The following is a 22,045-nucleotide window of genomic DNA, read 5'->3' on the forward strand; positions in this document are numbered from 1 at the left end:
GCTGTTTTATTTTGTTGCCAACATAGTACCGCGGCAATGTTTAGCTCCGCAGCGACACTCATAATCTTTTTTAAGTTGCTTTGTCATTTTTTCATCAACAACTAAGCCATAGTCATAAAAAAGCTCTTCGCCTTTTTTAATTTTTTTCTTGGCATACAAAAAAACTCTTGTGGTTTTACCAAAGTCTTCTTCTAGCGCCTGACAGTTGGGTTTGCAAGAATGGTTAATCCACATAGCCTCATTGCCGCCATACTTTGCATCAATGGTTGACCCATCCTCTAGACCAAAATAAAACGTGTGATTTGGTTGCTTTGGATCATGTGGGTGGCGTTCTTCTGCTACCTTCCAAGAAATTCTCTCGCCCGTATATTCGATAATTTTTGTGTTTTTAGGAATATCGGTCACAGCAAAAACACCTTTGCCATGAACCTCTGATTGTTTTACTTTAATTAACTGTTCAAGCTTAGATTTTTTAGACATCAATATTTCTTGCAATTAAAGCGTTAGTTTCAATAAAGGCTCTTCTTGGCTCAACCTCATCACCCATTAAAGTAGTAAATACTTGGTCGGCGGCAATAGCATCCTCAATTTGTACCTTTAATAAGGTTCTAGTATTTGTGTCCATGGTGGTTTCCCACAACTGTTCAGGATTCATCTCACCAAGACCTTTGTATCGTTGACGGCTAACACCTCGTTCTGCTTCTGCCAACAACCACTCCATTGCTTCTCTAAAGTCTTTAACTGCCGCCTCTTTGATTGACTTATCTGGGTCACCACGCTTAACAGTAGCGCCCGCACCCAAGACATTCGTTAATGCTGCAGATGCTTTAGCCAGGGCTTCATAATCTGCGCCATGTACAAAGTCAGAATCAATAATTGATAACTTCGTGTTGCCATGAACTCTACGCGATAGCATCAAACGATAGCGCTCAGTGCGCTCATCCTTTTGCACAATGATTTGTGGCTTTGCCAATCGATCATTTAGGGCCAAGAAATAATTGTTTAATTCCTCTGCGGACTTATTCGCTTGTTCTTCGGTATCTAAATTAAGGCGCACGCCATTAGCGATAGCGCGTAATGCACCTTCATCCATAGTTCTAGACAAACGATCAACAATGCTTTGAATCGTTTGATAGTCAGTAGATAAGCTTGTTAGACGCTCGTTATCGATAATTGAACCGTTTGCCAAAACAATGCTAGCGTTTTCTAGTGCTAGATTTAGCAAGTAAGCATTTAAAGCAACATCATCTTTGATGTACTGCTCATTTTTACCTTGCTTAACTTTATATAGTGGTGGTTGAGCAATATAAATGTGCCCGCGCTCAACTAACTCTGGCATTTGACGATAGAAGAAAGTCAAAAGCAATGTTCTGATGTGGCTACCGTCAACGTCCGCGTCGGTCATGATAATGATGCGGTGATAACGCAGCTTGTCAGCGTTGTATTCCTCTTTACCAATACCAGTTCCAAGTGCAGTAATTAATGTAACCACCTCTTGGCTACTAAGCATTTTGTCAAAGCGTGCTTTTTCAACGTTAAGAATTTTTCCTTTGAGCGGCAAAATTGCTTGGAATTTTCTATCGCGGCCCTGTTTTGCAGAACCACCCGCTGAATCACCCTCGACAATAAATAATTCTGAATTTGCGGGATCTTTTTCTTGGCAATCAGCCAATTTACCCGGCAGTCCTAAACCATCCAATAAACCTTTACGACGAGTCATGTCGCGCGCTTTGCGCGCAGCCTCTCTGGCCCTTGCAGCTTCAATAATTTTTGCGCAGATAATTTTTGCGTCTTGAGGGTTTTCTTGCAAATAGTCTGTTAACAAGGTGCTAACAATTTCCTCAACTGGCCCACGAACCTCACTTGAAACCAATTTGTCTTTAGTTTGACTTGAAAATTTAGGCTCAGGTACCTTTACTGATAGCACGCAAGTTAGACCTTCGCGCATATCGTCGCCTGTGATTTCAACTTTAGCTTTTTTAGCCAATTCCTCTTCATCAATATATTTATTGATGACTCGAGTCATTGCTGCGCGCAAACCTGTTAAATGCGTTCCCCCATCTCGTTGAGGAATGTTGTTCGTAAAACAAAGCACTTGTTCATTGAAGCCATCATTCCACTGCATGGCAACTTCTGCAGTAATTGTTCCGCCTAAGTCAGACGGGCGTTCGCCCTCAGCATAGAAAATATTTGGATGTAGAACTGTTTTACTTTTGTTGATGTAGTCGACGAAACCCTTAACGCCACCAGAAAAAGCAAAATTCTCTTCTTTACCTGATCTTTGATCAATTAAACGAATGTGTACGCCATTGTTTAAGAAAGAAAGTTCTCTGATGCGTTTGGAAAGGATTTCATAGTGGTATTCAACGTTACCAAAAATCTCAGCATCCGCTAAAAAATGTACTTCTGTACCGCGCTTGTCAGTTTCACCAATAACTTTAATTGGCGAAGTCATGCCTCCAGACTCTTCAACTAACTCACGATTTTGAACAACCCCTCTAGCAAACTCCATAAAATGAACTTTGCCATCACGTTTTACCGTTAAACGTAACCATTTGGATAATGCGTTGACACAACTAACACCTACACCATGCAAACCGCCCGAAACTTTGTAACTATTTTGGTCAAACTTACCGCCTGCATGTAACTCAGTCATAACGATTTCAGCAGCACTTCTCTTTGGATCGTGCTTGTCGTCATACTTAATACCTGTTGGTACGCCTCGACCATTATCAATAATGGATATTGAATTATCAGTATGAATTGTTACGGTAATTTCAGAGCAATGTCCTGCTAACGCTTCATCGATTGAGTTATCTAAAACCTCAAAAACCAAATGATGAAGACCAGTGCCATCAGATGTATCTCCGATGTACATACCTGGTCTTTTTCTTACTGCCTCTAAACCTTCTAAAATTTGAATAGAGGATGCGCCATACTGTTGTTCTGGTGTTTTTACTTCAGCGGTCATTGATTAATCTTTTCTACTAAATCTATTAAATACGCATTGGCATTACTACGTATTTGAAACCTTCTTGGTCTGGAAGGGTAATAACTGCGCTACTGTTTGAGTCACCTAAGCTAATCTGAATAGACTCACTCTTTAAATTGGCTAATACATCTAACAAGTATGAAACATTGAAACCAATATCAATTTTGTCACCACTGTATTGAGTTTCAATATCTTCTTGCGCTTCTTCTTGTTCTGCGTTGGTTGATTGGATAGTCAAACAATTATCAGAAAGAACACAACGCACACCCTTGAATTTATCCGTTGTCAAAATTGCAGCACGTTGCAAAGAGGCTTGCAAAGCTTCTCTATCAACGACCAATTTATTATTTTGACCTTTTGGAATGACGCGTTGGAAATCTGGGAACTTACCTTCTACTAATTTTGAAAGTAGTTCAACGTCACCAAAGTTAAATTTAATTTGATTACTTGCTAAAGAAATAACCACTGGATCATCTGAGTCATCTAACAAATGTTGTAACTCAAGAATAGTCTTACGAGGAATAATGACTTCTTGCTTCTGTCCATTACCTGTAGGTGCTTTGTCTAAATCAACATGACTGTAAGCCAATCTATGTCCATCTGTTGCTACAGCAATAATTCTTTGGCCTTCTAAAACAAACAACATACCGTTTAAGTAATAACGGATATCTTGTTGAGCCATAGCAAAGTGTACTTGGCTAATCAATTGCTTCAATGATTTTTGAGACATTTCCCAGCTAGCAGAAACATCTGTAGATTCAGACATGATTGGAAATTCATTGGCTGCCAATGTTTGCAGAGTAAAACGGCTTTTTCCGCTTTGCACAACCATCTTACTATCTTTCAAAGAAAGACTCATTGGCCCTTCTGGTAAAGCACGCAAGATATCTACTAATTTTCTAGCACCAACTGTTGTACTTAAGTTGTCTGCACCAACTCCAAAATCTGCATGAGTTGTAATTTGAATTTCAATGTCTGTAGAAATTAATGAAACAGCATTGCCATTTTTTTTGAAAAGCAAGTTAGCCAAAATTGGCAACGTATGTTTGCGTTCAACAATACCACTGACTAGTTGTAGTGGCTTAAGCAATTTGTCTCTTGATGTGCTGACCAGCTCCATGGTTCTTATTCCTGTAATTGTTTATATGTATATATATTTATAGTAGTAGTTAGTAAAGCAGCTAAATTCTGTGGATAACTAAAAAAACATTTATTAATCAGTATTTTACCTTCATTAAAACCTTGTGGATATCTTTTGGATAGCCTTTGGATAAAGTTTAATAACTTCTCCATTTTTGCATGAATAGATGAATTGTCCACAATCTATCAACAACTCATCCAAGTACTTATTCCCATAGTTATACATAAGCTGTCCACAAACATATCCACACCCTAAAAACTAGTTTTTCAAAGACTGTTCCAACACATGTAATTCATGATTTAACTGACTATCTCTAGATCGTTCATCAGCAATTTTTCTTACGGCATGTAATACGGTTGTGTGATCACGACCACCAAAAAGCTCACCAATTTCAGGTAGGCTTTTTTGAGTCAATTCTTTTGCTATGTACATGGCAATTTGCCTAGGTCGTGCTATGTTAGCAGGACGTTTTTTTGAGTACATGTCAGCAACTTTTATATTATAAAAATCAGCAACAGTCTTTTGAATGTTTTCAACTGAAATTTGTCTGTTCTGTACCGAAAGCAAGTCTTTTAAGGCTTCTCTGGCAACATCAATCGTGATTTCTTTGCCATGAAAACGAACATAAGCCAAAATTTTTCTTAAAGCGCCTTCTAATTCACGAACGTTTGAACGCAGATGCTTTGCAACAAAAAAAGCAACATCCTCGCTTAGAGGTAATCCTTCAGATAGGGCTTTTTTCATTAAGATAGCCACTCGCATTTCTAGTTCTGGCGGCTCAATTGCTACAGTTAAGCCAGAATCAAAACGCGAAATTAAACGATCATCAATTCCTGAAATTTCCTTTGGATAGGTGTCGCTGGTCATGATGACCTGAGACTTATTGGCAGTTAGCGCTTCAAAGGCATAAAAAAATTCTTCTTGAGATCTTGGTTTTCCAGCAAAAAATTGAATATCGTCAATTAAAAGCAAGTCTAGTGAGTGGTAATACTGCTTGAATTTGTCAAACGACTTTTGTTGATAGGCCTTGACCACATCCGATACGTATTGTTCAGCATGGATGTATCTAATCTTTGCTTTAGGCTTTTCCTGTAACAAGTGATTGCCAATCGCATGAATCAGATGGGTTTTACCAAGACCCACACCACCATACAAATACATGGGGTTGTATGACGAGCCAGGATTGTTGGCAACTTGTATAGCAGCAGCTCTGGCAAGCTGATTTGCTTTACCAGTAACAAAACTATCAAAAGTTAAGTTTGGGTTGAGCCTTGATCGGCCATCTATGCCAATACTTGGTAATTCATTAATTTCGTTTGGAGGCTCATTAACGCCCACCGATATTTGAGATCCATCACTATTTGTTTCGCTGATGAACTCAGGGTGTTTTTCTTCCGTGTTTAGCAATTTGATTTTTGGGTCTAGCACCCACTCAATCACAATAGCTTTGCCAAAATGATTTTGAGCCAGTTCAATAAATCTTTGATTAAATTGATTTTTTGCCCAATCAAGCTTAAACCTGTTGGGTGCCGCAAGTTCTAAAATATTGGTTGATTCATCAAAATTTAAGGCAAACAGGGGCTTGATCCAGGTTTTAAATTGCTGGGGCGAAAGCTCTTTTGAAAAAGAATTTGTCACAAATTCCCAAAATGACTCAAGAGCCGAATTTGTTTTTAAGGATGAATTTATTAGAGTATTAGTAATCACGGATGGATTGTAGATGCTCTTAAAAGTTATCCACAAAGGATAAGTCAGGGGATAACCTGTGGATAACTTGTTAATAACCTAAAAAATATATTAAAAACAACAGGATATGGTTGTGAATAAAAATATATTATGCAAATATCTATTGACTAACACATATTAAAAAGCGAGAATCTAAGGTTCGCTAGGAAATAATTATGAAACGTACATATCAACCATCCGTAACTCGTCGTAAACGCACCCACGGTTTTCGTGTTCGCATGAAAACAAAAGGTGGTCGCCATGTTTTGAATGCGCGCCGTGCCAAGGGACGTAAACGCCTCGCTGTTTAAACAGCAGCAATGTAATGAAAACTGTAGAGCGAGCAAATCGTTGCCTCGCTCTACACGTCTTTCTGACGCAACACTAATACGAGCAGTATTAGCTCAAAAACCTAAAACCACAAAATTTATTGCGTGTCATATTTTGAATGAATATGATGGCTTTGCTTTAACTGTTCCTAAGAAACTGGCTAAAAGAGCCGTCGACAGAAATAAGATAAAGCGGTTGATGAGAGAGGCTTACAGGCAGTCTCCAGATACTGAGGCGGCGCAAGCAGTGGTATTGAGGTTGCGAAAAAAAATTGGGGATAAAACAAAGAACAAATTGAGAGAGTCTGAGCGATTAGAAATCCGTAAAGAACTTGCTTCTTTAAGGTTGCGCAAGTGATAAGTCAGTTTCTTCAAGGTTTAGTTAAGTTGTATCAGCTGACGCTGAGTCCTTTTTGGGGGTCACAGTGCAGATTTCATCCAACCTGCTCTTGTTATGCAATAGAGGCGTTACAAAAGCATGGTTCAATAAAGGGAACGGGGTTGGCAATTTATAGAATTTTGCGATGCAACCCTTGGTCAAAAGGCGGCATTGATCCGGTTCCAGAAAAGACCGTTAAGAAGTAACAATCTCACACTACAATTCTCGCTTACGTAATTAAATACAGAAAAAATTCAATGGACATCAGAAAAACGCTACTTTGGGCCATCTTTACTATTTCCGCATTATTGTTATTTAATGCATGGCAAGAGCAAACAGGCCAAGGCTCCTTGTTTTCAAAATCAACTGCACCAGCAAAACAACAAGCGGTCGCTACAGATAATGGGACTAAAGATTTGCCAAAGCCAAGTGGAACTGCCTTGGCTGCACCAACGCAAACAAGCGCCCCTAAATCAGGAGAGCTTTTAACTTTAAAAAATGATGTTTTAGAGCTTGAAGTAGATACATTGGGTGGCGTAGTTAGTAAGGCGCGCCTGTTAAAGCATTTAGAAGAAGATAAATCACCAGTTCTATTATTTGACCGCAGCAACGATAGAAAATATTTTGCGAGAACTGGCTTGGTATCTGGTTCAGGTGCGGAGCTACCAAACCATACCCAAGTTTTTACTGCTACAAAAAATCAGGCCAATAACTCAATCACACTAGTTGCAGAAAAAAATGGTGTGCGCCTAGAAAAAACCTATACCTTAAATAAGGGCTCTTATGTTGTAGAGGCAAAGCACACAGTTAAAAATATTAGTGCTCAAAATTTAGATGCAACTTTATATGCAGAGCTTGTGCGAGACGGTGGCAAACCATCATTTAAGGGCAAGGTTGAAGAGAGCTCTTTCTACAGCACTTTTACTGGCCCAGCTGTTTATACAGATGCTGAAAAATTCCACAAAATTGATTTTTCTGATATTGAAAAAGGAAAATCAAAAGTTCCATCTACACAGCCAGCTGGAGAGACAGCTTGGGTAGCGATGGTGCAACACTATTTCGTTTCCGCATGGGTTCCCCCTACTACCTACTCAAAAGATTTGTATGTTGAAAAATTAGACAAGAATCAATTTCGTGTTGGCGTTAAATCTAAATTAGATGCGTTTGGTGTTGGGCAAGAAAAAGTAGAAACATTTAAATTATTTGTTGGCCCACAAGAAGAGCGCGTGCTAGAAAACGTGGCGCCAGGACTAGAGTTAGTAAAAGACTATGGTTGGTTAACCATTTTGGCAAAACCGATATTTTGGTTATTGGAAAAAATCCACGCTCTTGTAAACAACTGGGGTTGGGCAATTATTTTATTAACTGTTTTTATTAAGTTAGTTTTCTTCCCGCTATCAGCCGCAAGCTATAAGTCAATGGCAAGAATGAAGGAAGTTCAGCCTAGACTTTTAGAAATGAAAGAGCGCTATAAGGGTGAGCCACAAAAATTGAATCAAGCAATGATGGAAATGTATCGCAAAGAGAAGATCAATCCATTGGGCGGTTGTTTTCCTGTGCTAATTCAGATTCCTGTGTTTATTGCTTTGTACTGGGTTTTATTGGCGTCAGTAGAAATGCGTGCTGCACCATGGTTGGGGTGGATACAGGATTTATCAAAACCAGATACATTGTTTGGCGTTTGGTTTGGTGCCCCAATAGGCTTGCTGCCAATCTTGATGGCAATATCTATGTTTGTACAAACTAAGCTTAATCCAACTCCGCCAGACCCAGTTCAGGCTAAGTTGATGATGCTCATGCCAATTGTGTTTTCATTTATGTTCTTTTTCTTCCCAGCAGGTTTGGTTCTGTATTGGGTTGTAAACAACATTTTGTCGATTGCGCAACAGTGGCAAATTAATAAAATTTATGGTGGTAGTAAAGCCGCATAACAATGAATAGACAACGCGATCCCATCATTGCTTTAGCAACAGCGAAGGGTCGCGCTAGCGTAGGAATTATTCGTTTATCTGGCGAAGGGGTTTTGCAGATTAGCAAAGCCCTTTGCCACAAAGATCTTCATCCGCGCCATGCCACTCTCTTAACCTTTGAAGATGATCAAGGTGATTTAATAGATGAGGGCTTAGCAATATTTTTTCCGGGGCCTAATTCCTACACGGGTGAAGATGTGTTGGAACTCCAGTGTCATGGCAGTGTTGCTGCATTAAATCTTTTAATTGAACACTGTTTGAAAATTGGTAAACCTCATCGTTTGCGCTTGGCCGCACCTGGAGAGTTTACGGAGCGAGCTTTCTTAAACAATAAGATTGATTTGGCGCAAGCGGAGGCGATTGCAGATTTAATTGATGCCAGTAGTGCACTGGCTGCCAAAGGAGCGGCAAAGTCTTTAAAGGGCGAGTTTTCTAAAAAAATCCAAATATTTTTAGAGGCACTAATTGAGTTGCGCGCACTTACGGAGGCAACGCTTGATTTCCCAGAAGAGGAAATAGATTTTATTGAGCAACACGATGTTTTCAATCGATTAAAAAATATTCTTAGCAATATTCAGGATGTTAAAAAATCTGCTCAACAAGGTGCAGTAATTAGAGATGGCTTAACGATTGTTTTGGTTGGTCAGCCCAATGTGGGTAAGAGTTCATTGATGAACGCATTGGCTGGCGAAGAGGTGGCAATTGTTACTGAAGTTGCTGGCACAACCAGAGATCGTCTAAAAGAAACAATTCAAATAGAAGGTGTGCCATTACATATTATTGACACCGCTGGTTTAAGAGAAACAACCGACAGTGTTGAGCAAATTGGCATAGAAAGAACCTGGAAGTCTATAGAGCAAGCTGATTTAGTGTTGCATCTAATGGATGTTAGTGATGGTGCTGAAATTTCAGCGCTTGATCAAGAGCTAATTAATAAGATTAAAGACATAGCGACGAAACAAGTCCCGATAAAGATAGTTTGGAATAAGTTAGACCGAGCTTCAAGCTGTCACAAGAATACTCAAAATGAATTTTATGTTTCTGCTAAAACAGGCCTTGGTCTGGAGGCTCTAAAGCAAGAGTTATTAAGTGTGGCTGGTTGGCAACCAGATGCCGAAGGTGGAATACTTGCGCGTCAACGACATATTGAAGCGTTGTTGGAGGCAGAGCAGTTTATTAACAATGCCTTGGTATTACTAAAGAGAGAAACAGCTTCCGTTGATCTGGCGGCCGAAGAGATGCGTTTGGCTCAAGACGCATTATCAAAAATTACAGGAGAGTTCTTGCCAGATGATTTATTAGGCAAAATTTTTAGTACTTTTTGTATTGGTAAGTAAGCGGTGATTTCCCAATTTGATCAAGTGGTACTGGCGGGCGGTGGTAATCGTTGTTGGTGGCAGGCAGGTTTTTGGCATGTGCTTAACGAAAAAATCCCTCAGACACCAAAAAAGTTAATTGCAATAAGTGCGGGAGCAGCGACGGCGTGCCTTTTTTATGCTCGACCAGGAAAAAGTGGCGCTGAGTGGGGTTTAAATTATTATGCTCACGCCTTGGAAAAAGTTAGGAAAAACGCAAATTGGGCAAATTTGTTTTCATCTGATCCGGTCTTTCCGCACCATCAAATTTATCGCACAGCCCTAAAAAATATTCTTGGTGGAGGCTTTGATTTAATTAAAAGAGGCCCAGAGATAGAAATTGGCTTGGCTAAAACACCCGCATGGTTAGGGCCAAGGCTTTCGGTGGCTGTTGGATTAACTGTCTATAACTTAGAGAAGTATTTTAAAAAGAGCTTGCACCCCACTTTGGGCAAGACTATAGGCTTTACCCGTGAATTTATCCGAGCCCAAGATTGTTCAAGTGAAGATGATTTAATCGAATTGATTTTGCAATCATCATGTACGCCACCATTTACACCTGTCATGTATCGAGGTGGGCAAGCTGTATTAGATGGTGGTTTAGTGGATAACGTCCCAATTGATGGTTTAAGCCCTGCCCCAGAGGGAATGCCACGAAGTGAAGTGTTGGTGCTTTTAACAAGAAGATACTCTCAGCCCGACTATTTAATCAAAGAGTTACCGGGTCTCAGGCTGACTTATGTTCAGCCGTCCCGCCCAGTACCAATTTCTAGCTGGGATTACGCTCATCATGAGTTGATGCCCCTGACTTATCAGCAAGGTAGAGCCGATGCAGAGACTGCATTTTCGGGTGGTTTGCTTGGTTAGTTAAGAGAATTCTTAACTGTCCTTTGTAAGGCTAAAAAGGGTCCCAAGTGGTATCCTTACGGTATTCCAAAACTACTAACTTAACCATGAATCAACCTACGATGAAAGGTGTGGCCGCCCTTAACGTGCCGTCTTATGTTAAACATCAGAAGTTAATTGACTGGGTGGCAGAAATTGCCGCATTAACACAGCCTGATAACGTCTATTGGTGTGATGGATCTGAAGAAGAATACGACCGTTTATGCGCCAATATGGTGGCCGCAGGAACGCTAAAAAAGCTAAATCCAGCAAAAAGAAAAAATTCTTATTTAGCTTGCTCTGACCCAAGTGACGTTGCTCGTGTTGAGGACAGAACATATATTTGTTCAAAAAATAAAGAAGATGCTGGTCCTACAAATAATTGGATGGACCCAGCAGAAATGCGCAAGACACTTCAGCCTTTATTCCAAGGTTGCATGAGAGGTAGAACTCTTTATGTTGTGCCATTTTCAATGGGACCATTAGGCTCACCGATTGCACATATTGGTGTTGAGTTATCTGATAGCGCATATGTTGCAATTAACATGCGCATCATGACGCGCATGGGTAAGGGTGTGTTTGATGTTTTAGGTTCCGACGGTGATTTTGTGCCTTGCGTACACACAGTTGGCAAACCATTAGAGGCTGGCGAAAAAGACGTATCTTGGCCATGCAATAGCACTAAATATATCGTGCATTATCCAGAGACTCGTGAGATCTGGTCTTATGGTTCAGGATATGGCGGCAATGCATTGTTAGGTAAAAAGTGCTTTGCTTTGCGTATTGCATCAACAATGGGTCGCGACCAAGGTTGGTTAGCTGAACATATGTTGATTTTGGGCGTGACATCTCCAGAGGGTAAAAAGTATCACGTTGCAGCAGCATTCCCATCGGCATGCGGAAAAACAAACTTTGCGATGTTAATTCCGCCACAAGGTTTCCAAGGCTGGAAAGTAACAACGATTGGTGACGATATTGCTTGGATTAAGCCACGTAAAGACCCTGTGACAGGCAAAACACGTTTGTTTGCTATCAATCCAGAAGCCGGTTATTTTGGTGTTGCTCCTGGCACAAATACTTTAACCAATGCCAACTGCATGGCATCACTAAATGAAAATGTAATTTTCACAAACGTTGCATTAACAGATGATGGTGATGTTTGGTGGGAAGGCATGACAGACAAAGCCCCAGATCATTTAATTGATTGGCAGGGTAAGGATTGGACTCCAGCTGATTCGGCTGCAGGTAGAAAAGCTTCTCATCCAAATGCCCGATTTACTGTGGCGGCAACCAATAATCCAGTGATTGATCCAGAATGGAATAATCCAGACGGTGTTGCGATTGATGCATTTATTTTTGGTGGTCGTCGTTCAACAACGGTGCCTTTAGTAACTGAAGCTCGCAACTGGGTAGAGGGCGTATACATGGCTTCCACAATGGGCTCTGAGACCACAGCTGCCGCCGCTGGTCAGCAAGGCGTTGTGCGTCGTGACCCGTTCGCCATGTTGCCATTTGCTGGTTACAATATGAGCGACTACTTCCAACATTGGTTGAACATGGGTAAAAAGCTAGAGTCTGAAGGCGCGAAGTTGCCAAGCATCTACTGCGTTAACTGGTTCCGCAAGGATGAGGCTGGCAAATTTGTGTGGCCTGGATATGGTGAAAATATGCGCGTGTTGGCATGGATGCTTGAGCGTATTGAAGGTAAAGCAAAAGGCCAAGAAAACATTTTTGGTACAACACCAACACACAGCGACATCAATTGGACTGGCTTAGATTTCAGTGCAGACCAATTCAATAAAGTAACATCTATTGATAAAGCTGCATGGCAAGAAGAAATGAAGTTACATGATCAGCTATTTGAACAGTTGTCATACCACTTGCCAAAAGAGTTGGTAGAAACTAAAAATGCACTAGAGGCTCGCTTAGCGAATTAATAGAGCCTGGTGTAGTAAATAGCAAAAAGCCCCTAGATGGGGCTTTTTGTTTGATATGAATACGACAAATTAACGATTTTTAGGAAACATATTGACGGGGTTGATATGCGCGCCCGCCTTAATAACTTCATAGTGCAAATGAGGTCCTGTGGATCTACCGGTATTGCCAACCTTTGCTAGCACGTCACCGCGTTTAACGGTTTGCCCAACACGAACCACTAGCTGGCTAGCGTGTGCGTACCGCGTTTTAAAACCTTCAGCGTGATTTACCTCAACTACATTGCCATATTGCGAGTCCCAACCTGATCTACTAACTACTCCAGCCGCTGATGCAACTATAGGCGTGCCTACAGATGCAGAAAAATCTAAGCCCTCATGTCTAGCCATGGCTTGTGTAAAAGGGTCGATTCTTAGGCCGTATCCACTGCTCAGGTTGTAAGCGCCCTTGATAGGGGTGCCTGTTGGAAGACTATTGAGCCAAGTTAGTTGTTTTGCCCACAGGGCATTAATTTCAGCAACGCTACGCTTGAACTCATTGACGTCTTGCAGCGACTCATCTAGAGCATCAATTAAATCTACCGGAGCTTTGTTCTTGTTATCAACTAGTTTTAGGGGGCCGCCTCGCCCACTAGTTGACGTTGGAATTTGTGACTTAACCGCAGCTGGCGTTGCCATTTCCATAAAGCGATCTTTGAGCTTTTGGATTTGAGTGATTTCATCGGTGGTTGCCTGAAGCTTTTCTTGGATTAGGCGTAAACGTTCTTTGTAGGACTCTTCAATTTTGTCCTGCTCTGCTTGAGTTAAAACCCCGCCCATGGCGCGGGCTAACTCAGGTCTAGCCTCAATAGCAATTCTTAAGCCAACAAAATGCAAAATGCCACCAACTGCAATTAAGAAGGCTGCAAAAATACCTACGGCCATCGAGACCGTTCTCAAAGTAATAGATATCTTTCTAACCCGGCCCGTTGGACCAGAGACCCACATTAATTGCATGAATATTGTTCAATACGTTAAGAGATGCATTATAAAGGCAGCCATGAATATTCCAAAAGACCAAAAACCCTATGATGCAATTGTTATTGGTGCGGGAGTAGCCGGTGCAGCTATAGTAAAATCTATAAAAAACAATGACATAGAAAGTTTCTTGGTGGTTGACGGGGCTCCTGGTCCAGGCTGCGGTACAAGTGGGCATGGGTTTGCTCTATGTCACCCATATATCGGTCGTGGTGCATCAAGATTGCAACGTTTGACTATGCTTGCATTCAAAGAGGCGCGAGAAATATGGACGGATTATTGGTCAAAATCTGGGGTTTTACATTTGCCTCGAGAGCCAAAAGGGTTTGATAAAAAAATAATGAGTGAGCGCTTGCTATCTCAGGGGTTTAATGCAGAAATGGCTAGGCCATTAGAAGCAAGTGAATCCTTGGGTATTGTAGGTGCATCCTTAGCGGGCACGTTTTTTCCTGAAGGGGGCTGGGTTAATTTAAAAAAAATTGCTGAGGACCATTTGGGCAAGTTACAAGAAAAACAAAAAAGATGGTCTTGTGTTGTCACAGGTATTCAATACAAAGATAAATATTGGCACGTTTATGGAGTCAACCAAGAGTTGATTGGATCGGCCAAGCGAATATTTCTAGCAAATGGGTTGGGGGCAAGAACTGTTGCCGCAAGCGCTGGAATTGAGTTGCCCTTAAAGCCAGTTAGGGGACAGTTATCAACATTTAGCTATGGACCTAATAGTACTTGGGCGCAAACAAAACCAGTTGTTGCGATATCAGGGAAAGTTTATTGCTTGCCACCAACACAACAAGATGACGGCTCATATCATTGGTCGGTTGGTTCAACGTATGATGAAAACGAAGATGACTTGGTAATGTGGAAAAAAAGTCATTTAGAAAACCAAACGCTAATTCAGGAAATGTTTGGTGATTTATATGATGGCTCAGAGCTAAAGCCAATAGATGCATTTGTTGGAATCCGATGCGTTGCCAAAGATCGACTACCAGTGATGGGGCCAGTTAAGGGTCACCCCGGCCTATATGTTTTAACTGCATTAGGTTCTAGAGGGGTAATGTGGTCCGCCCTAGCCTGCCAGATGTATTCTGAACACCTGACAGAAGAGTTGCGTCAATCAGCTTTTTTTGATGAGCGTTTTTTAGCTGGGGCGCGCTTGGCCGGCGCAGGTTTATCAGATGATTTAGCCTCAGCCTTGCTGCCGGCGCGTTTTTTGGCTGGCGCCTCGAACTCAAAGCCAATTTTTCCATCTGCCTGACGAGCAAGATAAGCTTTAAATCCTCTGCCTGTTCGCAAAGACTTAAAGTTGGTTAGTAAATCTGTTTTACCTTCGCTTAGCAACTTAGCAACTTGTTCTCGAGAAATTTCTTGCTGCAAAACAACTTTACCTGTTGAAAAATCACATGACTTACTCGGCCCAACACTGCGTTCGCATAGATATTTCATGCCATGTTCATAGACTGCGCCGGAGCACTTAGGGCATGCCCCCAAAGCAGTTTGACCCGTGAAATCCACCTCCTCAGTATCGTCATCTTGGCTATTGCCAAAATCAAACTCTAATTTGAAGCCAGCATTTGGATAATCTTTGTCATCTTCTGGAATTGTTACTAATTTAATGATGGCAGCAAATGGGCGCCCCATTTTGCTTCTGAAGCCTTGAAGTGGGCCAATTTCTTTGTTGGCAATTAAAGCCTCAGCTTCATCGTATTCAAAGGCCCTGCCCCCAGGTATTTTGCTAATAGAAAAACCGCACTTTTCACAAGCAAAGCGCCTGTAGTTTTCTTTTACCAATCCACCACAGTGCGGGCAAGGGGTTTTTAGGTCAGCATAATCACCTGGAATCGTGTCGCTGTCATATTCTTTTGCGCGTTTGACGATACGTTGTGTGATTTGAGCAATTTCTTGCATGAAAGTGTTGCGGTCAATTTGGCCTTTTTCCATTAAGGCAAGCTTATGTTCCCAATTGCCAGTTAATGCAGGTTGGGTAAGTTCTTCAACGCCAAGTCCACGCAATAGAGTCATCAATTGAAAAGCTTTGGCTGTAGGTATTAATTCCCTAGCTTCTCGAACCATATATTTTTCAGCAAGCAAGCCCTCAATGATGGCTGCCCTGGTTGCTGGTGTACCAAGGCCTTTTTCTGACATCGCTTCACGATAGTCATCATCATCAATTAATTTACCCGCACCTTCCATGGCAGAAAGTAGCGTGGCTTCCGTATACCGTGCGGGTGGTTTTGTTTTTAGTGGTACAGGGCTGACAGATTCTGTTTGAACTTTTTCGTTTGGCGCAACAGGCACCAACTCTTTGTCATCTTGTATGGATTTGCCATAAACAGCTAACCAGCCGGGGCTTGTCAAAATTTTGCCGTCTGTTTTAAATAAATGACCGCTGACCTCAGTAATACGGGTGGTAACTTTAAATTCTGCCGCAGGGAAAAATATTGCCATAAAGCGGCGCACAACTAGGTCGTATAACTTTTGCTCTGGTTCAGAAAGATTTTTGGGTGCTTGTAGCGTTGGAATAATGGCAAAGTGATCAGAAATTTTGCTGTTATCAAAAATCTTTTTATTTGGTTTTACCCAAGAGTTATTCAAAATTTGTGACGCAAATGGGTAATAGTTGTCTGAACTATCGGCAAGCATTTCTAACGTGCTTGTAACTGTAGGTAAATAGTCTTCCGGAAGCGCTCGTGAGTCAGTTCTTGGGTATGTCAGAACTTTATGCTTTTCGTAAAGCGCTTGTGCAAGACCCAAAGTATTCTTTGCTGAAAAACCAAATCGGGCATTCGCCTCTCTTTGCAAGCTAGTTAAATCAAATAGTTGTGGCGCTGCTTGAGTGCTAGGTTTTGATTCCTCAGTGACTTTGCCACTCTTGTCATGACATGCGGCAACAATACTTGCAGCCGCAGCCTCACTCCACAAGCGGTTGTCTTTTTTCTCAGGATCTACCGCAGTATCTTTAGACTCTTTTTTAAATTTAGGGTCAAACCATTTGCCTTGATATATGCCAGCAGCACAGATGAACTCAGCAGTTACCTCCCAGTAGTCCCTAGAAATGAACTTTCTGATAAGTTCTTCTCTTTCAACCACAATTGATAAGGTTGGCGTCTGTACGCGTCCTACTGTTGTTAAAAAGAAGCCACCGCTTTTGCTATTAAATGCAGTCATGGCGCGCGTGCCATTGATGCCAACCAACCAATCTGATTCTGAACGACAGCGCGCTGCATTTGCTATGTTATGTAATTCTTCATCACTACGTAATTTTGTAAAACCATCACGAATCGCTTGAGGTGTCATGGACTGTAACCATAAGCGTTCAATTTTTTGAGGTGCCTTGGTATGTTGCGCAATCAATCTAAAAATCAACTCACCTTCACGCCCCGCGTCACATGCATTAATTAAACGATTGATGTCTTTACGTTTGATCAGTTTTTGTAAAACTTTTAGTCTCGCTTCAGTTTTAGCAATGGGTCTTAAGTCAAAGTGAGGCGGTATAACGGGTAAGTTTGCAAAAGACCATTTGCCACGTTTAACCTCATACGCATCTGGAGCGGCTATCTCTAAAAGATGGCCTACAGCAGATGAAACGACGAACTCATCGCTTTCAAAGTAATCCTCATGCTTAGTAAATCCACCCAAAGCACGAGCAATGTCAGCCGCAACTGATGGTTTTTCAGCAATGATTAAAGCCTTATTGGGCCCGGATTGAGTGCTAGTTTTTGCCACGTTAAAGACTTCCCGAGGGGTCAAATTAAATTAATTTCCTTTTTTTATTATTAACCGATAAATGCAAAATTAGGAAAAAATTCAAAAAATTGCTATTTATAGGACCATGTTTTAAGAAAAAATCTCATTTCATCAACGATGTCAGAGGGCTTTTCGGTTAACTTTGCGCCATCTTTAATGAGATGGTGGCAGCCAGCTGAGCTCGGTCGTGAGATTGAGTTGGGGATGGCAAAAACCTCCCTACCAAGCTCATTGGCACATTTTGCAGTAATCAATGACCCAGACTTAATGGCGGCTTCCACCACAAGTGTGCCCAAAGACAATGCAGCAATTAACCTATTTCTTTGGGGAAAGAAGAATGGTTTTGTGGCGGTGCCTACTGGATACTCTGAAATTAGTAGGCCCATTTGATTGATTTGTTGAAATAAAGCTCGATTCTTGTTGGGGTAGCACTTATCCAGACTAGTGCCACAGACAGCAATTGTTGGGATTGGGTGGTTAGATTCTAATGCTCCCAGGTGAGCTGCTGCGTCGATGCCCTCGGCTAAACCAGAAACAATACAAAATCCTTGATTAGCTAGTGCCTGTGAAAAGGTTCGGGCATATTTAAGACCCTGATTAGATGCTTTGCGAGAGCCGACAATTGCAACACTGGGCATTTTTAGCGCCTTAATGTTGCCTAGACAGTAAATTTCTTTCGGGGCATCAGACAAATCTAGTAATCTGCTTGGATAATAGGGGTGTTTTTGATTGATTGAGATAATTGGAAGCATCACTAAATTGTCTGGAATTCTATTTTTTCAAGCAATCAGCAATCCCTGAACTTTATGTAAGAATTTTCTGAAATGGCTGTACTACCTATCCTTCATTACCCTGATCCACGCTTACATACTGTGGCTAAACCCGTTGCTGAAATAAATCAAAAGATTAAGCAATTGGTTTCTGATATGGCGCAAACAATGTACGAGGCCCCAGGCATTGGTTTGGCGGCAACGCAGGTTAATGCCCATGTGCAAGTCATTGTTATAGATTTGTCGGATGAGAGAAATCAATTGCAGGTTTTTATTAATCCAGAAATAACTTGGGCTAGTGAAGAAAAGAAAGTGTGGCAAGAGGGATGTTTGTCTGTGCCAGATTTTTATGACGAGGTATTGCGCCCTTCAGAGGTGAAGGTTAGGGCCTTAGATATAGATGGTAAGTCTTTTGAGATACATGCCGATGGTTTAATGGCTGTTTGTATTCAGCATGAAATGGATCATCTAAAGGGCAAAGTTTTTGTTGAGTATTTATCTTCATTAAAGCGAATGCGAATTGCTGGAAAACTCAAGAAGAAATCTAAAGCGGGTGAGATTTAATGCTCAGAGTGGTTTTTGCCGGCACACCAGAATTTGCTAGGGTTGCTCTAGAGCACATTTATGGCTCCGGCCATCAGGTTGTGATGGTGATGACTCAGCCTGATAGACCAGCGGGCCGAGGCATGAACCTACAGGCCAGCCCAGTCAAGCAGTTTGCGGTAGAAAAACAAATTAAAGTTATACAGCCCACATCTTTAAGGTTGGATGGCAAGTGCTCTGCTGAAGCAACTAATGCGCTGAAAGAATTAAGTGAGTGTGAATTTGATGTCATGGTTGTTGCCGCATATGGTTTGATTTTGCCGAAAGAGGTTTTTGAGATAGCAGAAAAACCAAATCGGGCTGGTTGTTTAAACATACATGCGTCGTTGTTGCCTAGGTGGCGGGGTGCCGCCCCAATACATAGAGCCATTGAAGCTGGTGACAGTGCGACAGGCATTGCCATCATGCAAATGGATTTGGGCCTTGATACTGGTCCAGTGGTATCCATGAAGGAAATACCCATTTCAGACAAAGAAACCACAGCCTCATTGCATGATTCATTGGCATTACTTGGTGGTGAAATGATTGTGAAAGCATTGAATGACTTTGAGCTTAATGGTGAGTTAGTCAGCAAGCCTCAGGCAATTGATGGCGTTACTTACGCTAAAAAAATATTAAAAGAAGAAGCCAGAATCGATTGGACAGCCAAAGCAAAAGAAATAGATCAAAAAATTAGGGCTTTTAATCCTTTCCCAGGAGCTTTGTTTGAAAAAAATGAATCAATGATTAAGGCTTGGCTCTCAAAACTTTCATCTACAAATAATATGTCGCGCCCATCAGGAGAAATTCTTGACATAAGTCGTGACGGGGTTGAGGTGGCGGCTGGTTTAGGCAGCATTCTATTAGTAGAGCTACAAAAGCCGGGTGGCAAGAAAGCGCCAGCCGATCAGCTGGCCAAGGCTATGGGGTGGCAAGTTGGGGATGTTTTAAATTAACAACCCCTTGAATAAATCAACAATTACACACATATGATGCTAGAGCCATTTTCTGAATCTAGAATTTACAGGAATTCACCTAGCGGAGATTTGCAAGATGTTTAATTGGTTTAAGACGGCCATATTGATGGCAGGCATTACCGCCCTATTTATTGTTGTTGGCGGAATGATTGGTGGTGAGCAAGGCATGTTGATGGCGCTGCTTTTAGCCTTTGGCATGAACTTTTTCAGCTATTGGTTCTCCGACAAGATGGTTCTTAGCATGATGAATGCGCGGGAAGTAGATGAGGTGACCGCGCCCCATTTTTATCGAATGGTCAAAGAGCTTGCGGGTAAAGCGGGGCTGCCGATGCCAAAAGTTTATTTAATTGAAGAAGATGCACCCAATGCATTTGCTACTGGTCGTAACCCTGAAAATGCTGCGGTTGCTGCGACAACTGGAATTCTTCGAATACTCTCTGAGAGAGAAATTCGTGGAGTGATGGCGCATGAGTTGGCGCATGTGAAGCATCGTGATATTTTGATTTCAACGATATCTGCCACGATGGCAGGAGCATTGTCTGCTCTAGCAAATTTTGCAATGTTCTTTGGTGGTAGAGATTCTGAAGGTCGCCCATCTAATCCAATTGCCAGCATTTTGGTGGCTATATTGGCGCCTTTAGCCGCAAGCCTTATACAAATGGCAATCTCTCGTGCCCGCGAGTATGAGGCAGACAGAGGGGGCGCAGAAATTAGCGGCGATCCTGAGTCGCTTGCGGTGGCGTTAGAAAAGATACACCGTTATGCTACCGATAGATCTTTTAATGCTGTTGAGAATCACCCAGAAACAGCGCAAATGATGATCATGAACCCACTCTCTGGCGGAGGATTGTCAGGCCTTTTTTCAACACACCCACCAACCGATGACAGAGTCTCGCGCTTGATGGAAATGGCAAGAACTGGAACTTACCCTGTCTGAGAATAAACAACAAGGCGCAAGCCTATCAAAAGCGCTTTTTGAGTCAGCCAAAGTATTACAAGAGGTTCAAGATGGCACATCTTTAACCTCTGCTATACAAATAGTTCCAATAGGGTTACGTCCTGCGGTTCAAAGTATTACGTTTCAGGCTTTAAGGCGAGGCTATTGGGTACAAGAAGTTCTTAATCAGTACGTCCAAAAAACTCCATCAGGACTAACCCTTTATGTTTTGTGGGCTGCTATTGCATTGGTTCCCGAAAAAGATCATGAACCCATGTACGCAATGCATACGCTGGTTAATGAAGCAGTCAACGTTTGCCATTTAGATAAAAACTTGTTTTATGCAAAAGGGTTAATTAACGCCGTATTGCGCAGAGTTTTAAGAAACGAAAACTTATATCAAGAGATATCAGAAGACAAAAACCCTTCTTATCCTGATTGGTGGTTGCGAAAAATTAAACATGCATATTCTGAGCAGGCTCAAAATATTATTCAATCTTCGAAGGATCGGCCGCCTCTTACGTTGCGACTTAACCAAAGGCAGACTGCCATAGAGCAACAAGACTTATATTTAAAAAGGCTTGATGATGCTGGTCTTTGCCATAAAAAAATCAGTTCAATTGCAGGACTTCGGTTAAACAATGCGATTGAATTAATTACACCTGTCCCGGTAAGTCAAATACCTGGTTTTTTTGAGGGTGCATGTTCTGTTCAAGATGCAGGGGCACAGTTAGCCGGCACCTTGTTGAATTTACAACCGGGTACAAAGGTCTTAGACGCATGCGCTGCCCCAGGTGGAAAAACAGCTCAGTTACTAGAATTATTTGATATTCAACTCGATGCACTGGAGATTGATCCTGCAAGAGCTAAAAGAATTCAAGAAAACTTAGATCGTTTGAAATTAGAGAATGCTCGAGTTTTGGTAGGTGATGCATCAGAACCGGAAAGCTGGTTTGATGGCGAGCTATATGATGCAATATTGGCTGATGTACCTTGTTCTGCATCGGGAATTGTTAGGCGCCACCCAGATATTACATATTTACGCCAAGAAGTAGATATTAAAAATTTACAGGTAATGCAAAGGAAAATATTAACGGCACTTTGGTCTTTGCTTAAGCCGGGCGGTAAGTTGCTATATGTGACATGTTCGGTTTTTCCAGAAGAAGGGGAGTTGCAAGCACGCTGGTGGTTGAGTTCTATGCCAAATGCGTTACGATTAGATGCCCCGGGACAAATATTGCCATCTAAAGAGCACGATGGCTTCTTTTATGCCCTGTTTGAGAAAGAAAAAAAGTAATAACCAAT

The 22,045-nt window shown here is 41.6% G+C and carries 18 protein-coding genes and 1 pseudogene; 12 read left to right on the top strand and 7 right to left on the bottom strand.

Going from position 1 to position 22,045, the window contains the following annotated elements; translation table 11 throughout:
• Positions 1 to 6 precede the first annotated feature (6 nt).
• From CFR83_RS04590 to dnaA, 4 genes are all read right to left on the bottom strand, one after another.
• Positions 7 to 480, bottom strand: coding sequence for an SET domain-containing protein (locus CFR83_RS04590; RefSeq protein ID WP_088812777.1), 474 nt, complete (start codon positions 478 to 480; stop codon positions 7 to 9).
• Positions 473 to 2,971 (bottom strand): DNA topoisomerase (ATP-hydrolyzing) subunit B, encoded by a 2,499-nt coding sequence (gene gyrB, locus CFR83_RS04595; protein ID WP_088812778.1) that lies wholly within the window; start codon positions 2,969 to 2,971, stop codon positions 473 to 475. Before gyrB ends, CFR83_RS04590 begins: the two co-directional genes overlap by 8 nt.
• Before the next feature lie 25 nt (positions 2,972 to 2,996).
• Complete coding sequence (gene dnaN, locus CFR83_RS04600; protein WP_088812779.1) at positions 2,997 to 4,112, bottom strand: DNA polymerase III subunit beta; 1,116 nt, start codon at positions 4,110 to 4,112, stop codon at positions 2,997 to 2,999.
• 279 nt (positions 4,113 to 4,391) lie between these two features.
• Positions 4,392 to 5,840, bottom strand: coding sequence for a chromosomal replication initiator protein DnaA (gene dnaA, locus CFR83_RS04605; RefSeq protein WP_279304975.1), 1,449 nt, complete (start codon positions 5,838 to 5,840; stop codon positions 4,392 to 4,394).
• Between the two features lie 194 nt (positions 5,841 to 6,034).
• Between dnaA and rpmH the strand changes: the two genes are divergently transcribed.
• The 7 genes from rpmH to CFR83_RS04640 all read left to right on the top strand — a co-directional run bounded on the left by rpmH (position 6,035) and on the right by CFR83_RS04640 (position 12,713).
• Positions 6,035 to 6,169: a 50S ribosomal protein L34 gene (rpmH, locus tag CFR83_RS04610; protein ID WP_088812781.1), complete on the top strand. Its 135-nt coding sequence runs from the start codon at positions 6,035 to 6,037 to the stop codon at positions 6,167 to 6,169.
• Entirely contained in the window at positions 6,129 to 6,545 is a 417-nt protein-coding gene (locus CFR83_RS04615) for a ribonuclease P protein component (protein ID WP_088812782.1), read from the top strand. Before rpmH ends, CFR83_RS04615 begins: the two co-directional genes overlap by 41 nt.
• Entirely contained in the window at positions 6,542 to 6,772 is a 231-nt protein-coding gene (gene yidD / locus CFR83_RS04620) for a membrane protein insertion efficiency factor YidD (RefSeq protein WP_243383344.1), read from the top strand. Before CFR83_RS04615 ends, yidD begins: the two co-directional genes overlap by 4 nt.
• Positions 6,773 to 6,823: 51 nt before the next feature.
• Complete coding sequence (gene yidC / locus CFR83_RS04625; protein WP_088812783.1) at positions 6,824 to 8,497, top strand: membrane protein insertase YidC; 1,674 nt, start codon at positions 6,824 to 6,826, stop codon at positions 8,495 to 8,497.
• Positions 8,498 to 8,499: 2 nt separating this feature from the next.
• Positions 8,500 to 9,873, top strand: a complete 1,374-nt coding sequence (gene mnmE / locus CFR83_RS04630; protein WP_088812784.1) for a tRNA uridine-5-carboxymethylaminomethyl(34) synthesis GTPase MnmE — start codon at positions 8,500 to 8,502, stop codon at positions 9,871 to 9,873.
• A gap of 6 nt (positions 9,874 to 9,879) precedes the next feature.
• Positions 9,880 to 10,758: a patatin-like phospholipase family protein gene (locus CFR83_RS04635; protein ID WP_423808376.1), complete on the top strand. Its 879-nt coding sequence runs from the start codon at positions 9,880 to 9,882 to the stop codon at positions 10,756 to 10,758.
• Positions 10,759 to 10,844: 86 nt separating this feature from the next.
• Entirely contained in the window at positions 10,845 to 12,713 is a 1,869-nt protein-coding gene (locus CFR83_RS04640; protein ID WP_088812786.1) for a phosphoenolpyruvate carboxykinase (GTP), read from the top strand.
• A gap of 69 nt (positions 12,714 to 12,782) precedes the next feature.
• Here the strand turns inward: CFR83_RS04640 and CFR83_RS04645 are convergent, their stop codons facing one another.
• Positions 12,783 to 13,706 carry a M23 family metallopeptidase gene (locus CFR83_RS04645; RefSeq protein WP_108720859.1) on the bottom strand — a complete coding sequence of 308 codons (924 nt, stop codon included), beginning with the start codon at positions 13,704 to 13,706 and terminating at the stop codon, positions 12,783 to 12,785.
• A gap of 43 nt (positions 13,707 to 13,749) precedes the next feature.
• Between CFR83_RS04645 and CFR83_RS08420 the strand changes: the two are divergent.
• Positions 13,750 to 14,802, top strand: a pseudogene (locus CFR83_RS08420) (FAD-dependent oxidoreductase); the annotation flags it as partial.
• A gap of 38 nt (positions 14,803 to 14,840) precedes the next feature.
• Here the strand turns inward: CFR83_RS08420 and CFR83_RS04655 are convergent.
• The gene (locus tag CFR83_RS04655; RefSeq protein WP_088812788.1) at positions 14,841 to 17,453 is read right to left on the bottom strand and encodes a DNA topoisomerase III; all 2,613 of its coding nucleotides are present in this window, start codon (positions 17,451 to 17,453) and stop codon (positions 14,841 to 14,843) included.
• A 92-nt stretch (positions 17,454 to 17,545) separates the two neighbouring features.
• Positions 17,546 to 18,226: a DNA-processing protein DprA gene (gene dprA, locus CFR83_RS04660; protein ID WP_088812789.1), complete on the bottom strand. Its 681-nt coding sequence runs from the start codon at positions 18,224 to 18,226 to the stop codon at positions 17,546 to 17,548.
• A 72-nt stretch (positions 18,227 to 18,298) separates the two neighbouring features.
• Between dprA and def the strand changes: the two genes are divergently transcribed.
• The 4 genes from def to rsmB all read left to right on the top strand — a co-directional run bounded on the left by def (position 18,299) and on the right by rsmB (position 22,037).
• Positions 18,299 to 18,808 (top strand): peptide deformylase, encoded by a 510-nt coding sequence (def, locus tag CFR83_RS04665; protein ID WP_088812790.1) that lies wholly within the window; start codon positions 18,299 to 18,301, stop codon positions 18,806 to 18,808.
• On the top strand, positions 18,808 to 19,782 hold the full coding sequence (gene fmt, locus CFR83_RS04670) for a methionyl-tRNA formyltransferase (RefSeq protein ID WP_088812791.1): 975 nt from the start codon (positions 18,808 to 18,810) through the stop codon (positions 19,780 to 19,782). The genes def and fmt overlap by 1 nt, the downstream gene beginning before the upstream one ends.
• 97 nt (positions 19,783 to 19,879) lie before the next feature.
• Positions 19,880 to 20,740, top strand: coding sequence for a zinc metalloprotease HtpX (gene htpX / locus CFR83_RS04675; protein WP_088812792.1), 861 nt, complete (start codon positions 19,880 to 19,882; stop codon positions 20,738 to 20,740).
• On the top strand, positions 20,733 to 22,037 hold the full coding sequence (rsmB, locus tag CFR83_RS04680; RefSeq protein WP_088812793.1) for a 16S rRNA (cytosine(967)-C(5))-methyltransferase RsmB: 1,305 nt from the start codon (positions 20,733 to 20,735) through the stop codon (positions 22,035 to 22,037). Before htpX ends, rsmB begins: the two co-directional genes overlap by 8 nt.
• Positions 22,038 to 22,045: the final 8 nt, after the last annotated feature.

Origin of the sequence: Polynucleobacter victoriensis, assembly GCF_900187875.1 — a bacterium.
Taxonomy (GTDB): domain Bacteria; phylum Pseudomonadota; class Gammaproteobacteria; order Burkholderiales; family Burkholderiaceae; genus Polynucleobacter; species Polynucleobacter victoriensis.

What these genes read in the sequence shown, in the direction of transcription:
- dnaN (WP_088812779.1), bottom strand. Translation starts at nt 4,112, where the DNA reads ATGGAGCTGGTCAGCACATCAAGAGACAAATTGCTTAAGCCACTACAA.
- CFR83_RS04645 (WP_108720859.1), bottom strand. Translation starts at nt 13,706, where the DNA reads ATGCAATTAATGTGGGTCTCTGGTCCAACGGGCCGGGTTAGAAAGATA.
- fmt (WP_088812791.1), top strand. Translation starts at nt 18,808, where the DNA reads ATGCTCAGAGTGGTTTTTGCCGGCACACCAGAATTTGCTAGGGTTGCT.
- CFR83_RS04640 (WP_088812786.1), top strand. Translation starts at nt 10,845, where the DNA reads ATGAATCAACCTACGATGAAAGGTGTGGCCGCCCTTAACGTGCCGTCT.
- CFR83_RS04590 (WP_088812777.1), bottom strand. Translation starts at nt 480, where the DNA reads ATGTCTAAAAAATCTAAGCTTGAACAGTTAATTAAAGTAAAACAATCA.
- def (WP_088812790.1), top strand. Translation starts at nt 18,299, where the DNA reads ATGGCTGTACTACCTATCCTTCATTACCCTGATCCACGCTTACATACT.
- mnmE (WP_088812784.1), top strand. Translation starts at nt 8,500, where the DNA reads ATGAATAGACAACGCGATCCCATCATTGCTTTAGCAACAGCGAAGGGT.
- rpmH (WP_088812781.1), top strand. Translation starts at nt 6,035, where the DNA reads ATGAAACGTACATATCAACCATCCGTAACTCGTCGTAAACGCACCCAC.
- htpX (WP_088812792.1), top strand. Translation starts at nt 19,880, where the DNA reads ATGTTTAATTGGTTTAAGACGGCCATATTGATGGCAGGCATTACCGCC.
- gyrB (WP_088812778.1), bottom strand. Translation starts at nt 2,971, where the DNA reads ATGACCGCTGAAGTAAAAACACCAGAACAACAGTATGGCGCATCCTCT.
- CFR83_RS04615 (WP_088812782.1), top strand. Translation starts at nt 6,129, where the DNA reads ATGCGCGCCGTGCCAAGGGACGTAAACGCCTCGCTGTTTAAACAGCAG.
- dprA (WP_088812789.1), bottom strand. Translation starts at nt 18,226, where the DNA reads ATGCTTCCAATTATCTCAATCAATCAAAAACACCCCTATTATCCAAGC.
- yidC (WP_088812783.1), top strand. Translation starts at nt 6,824, where the DNA reads ATGGACATCAGAAAAACGCTACTTTGGGCCATCTTTACTATTTCCGCA.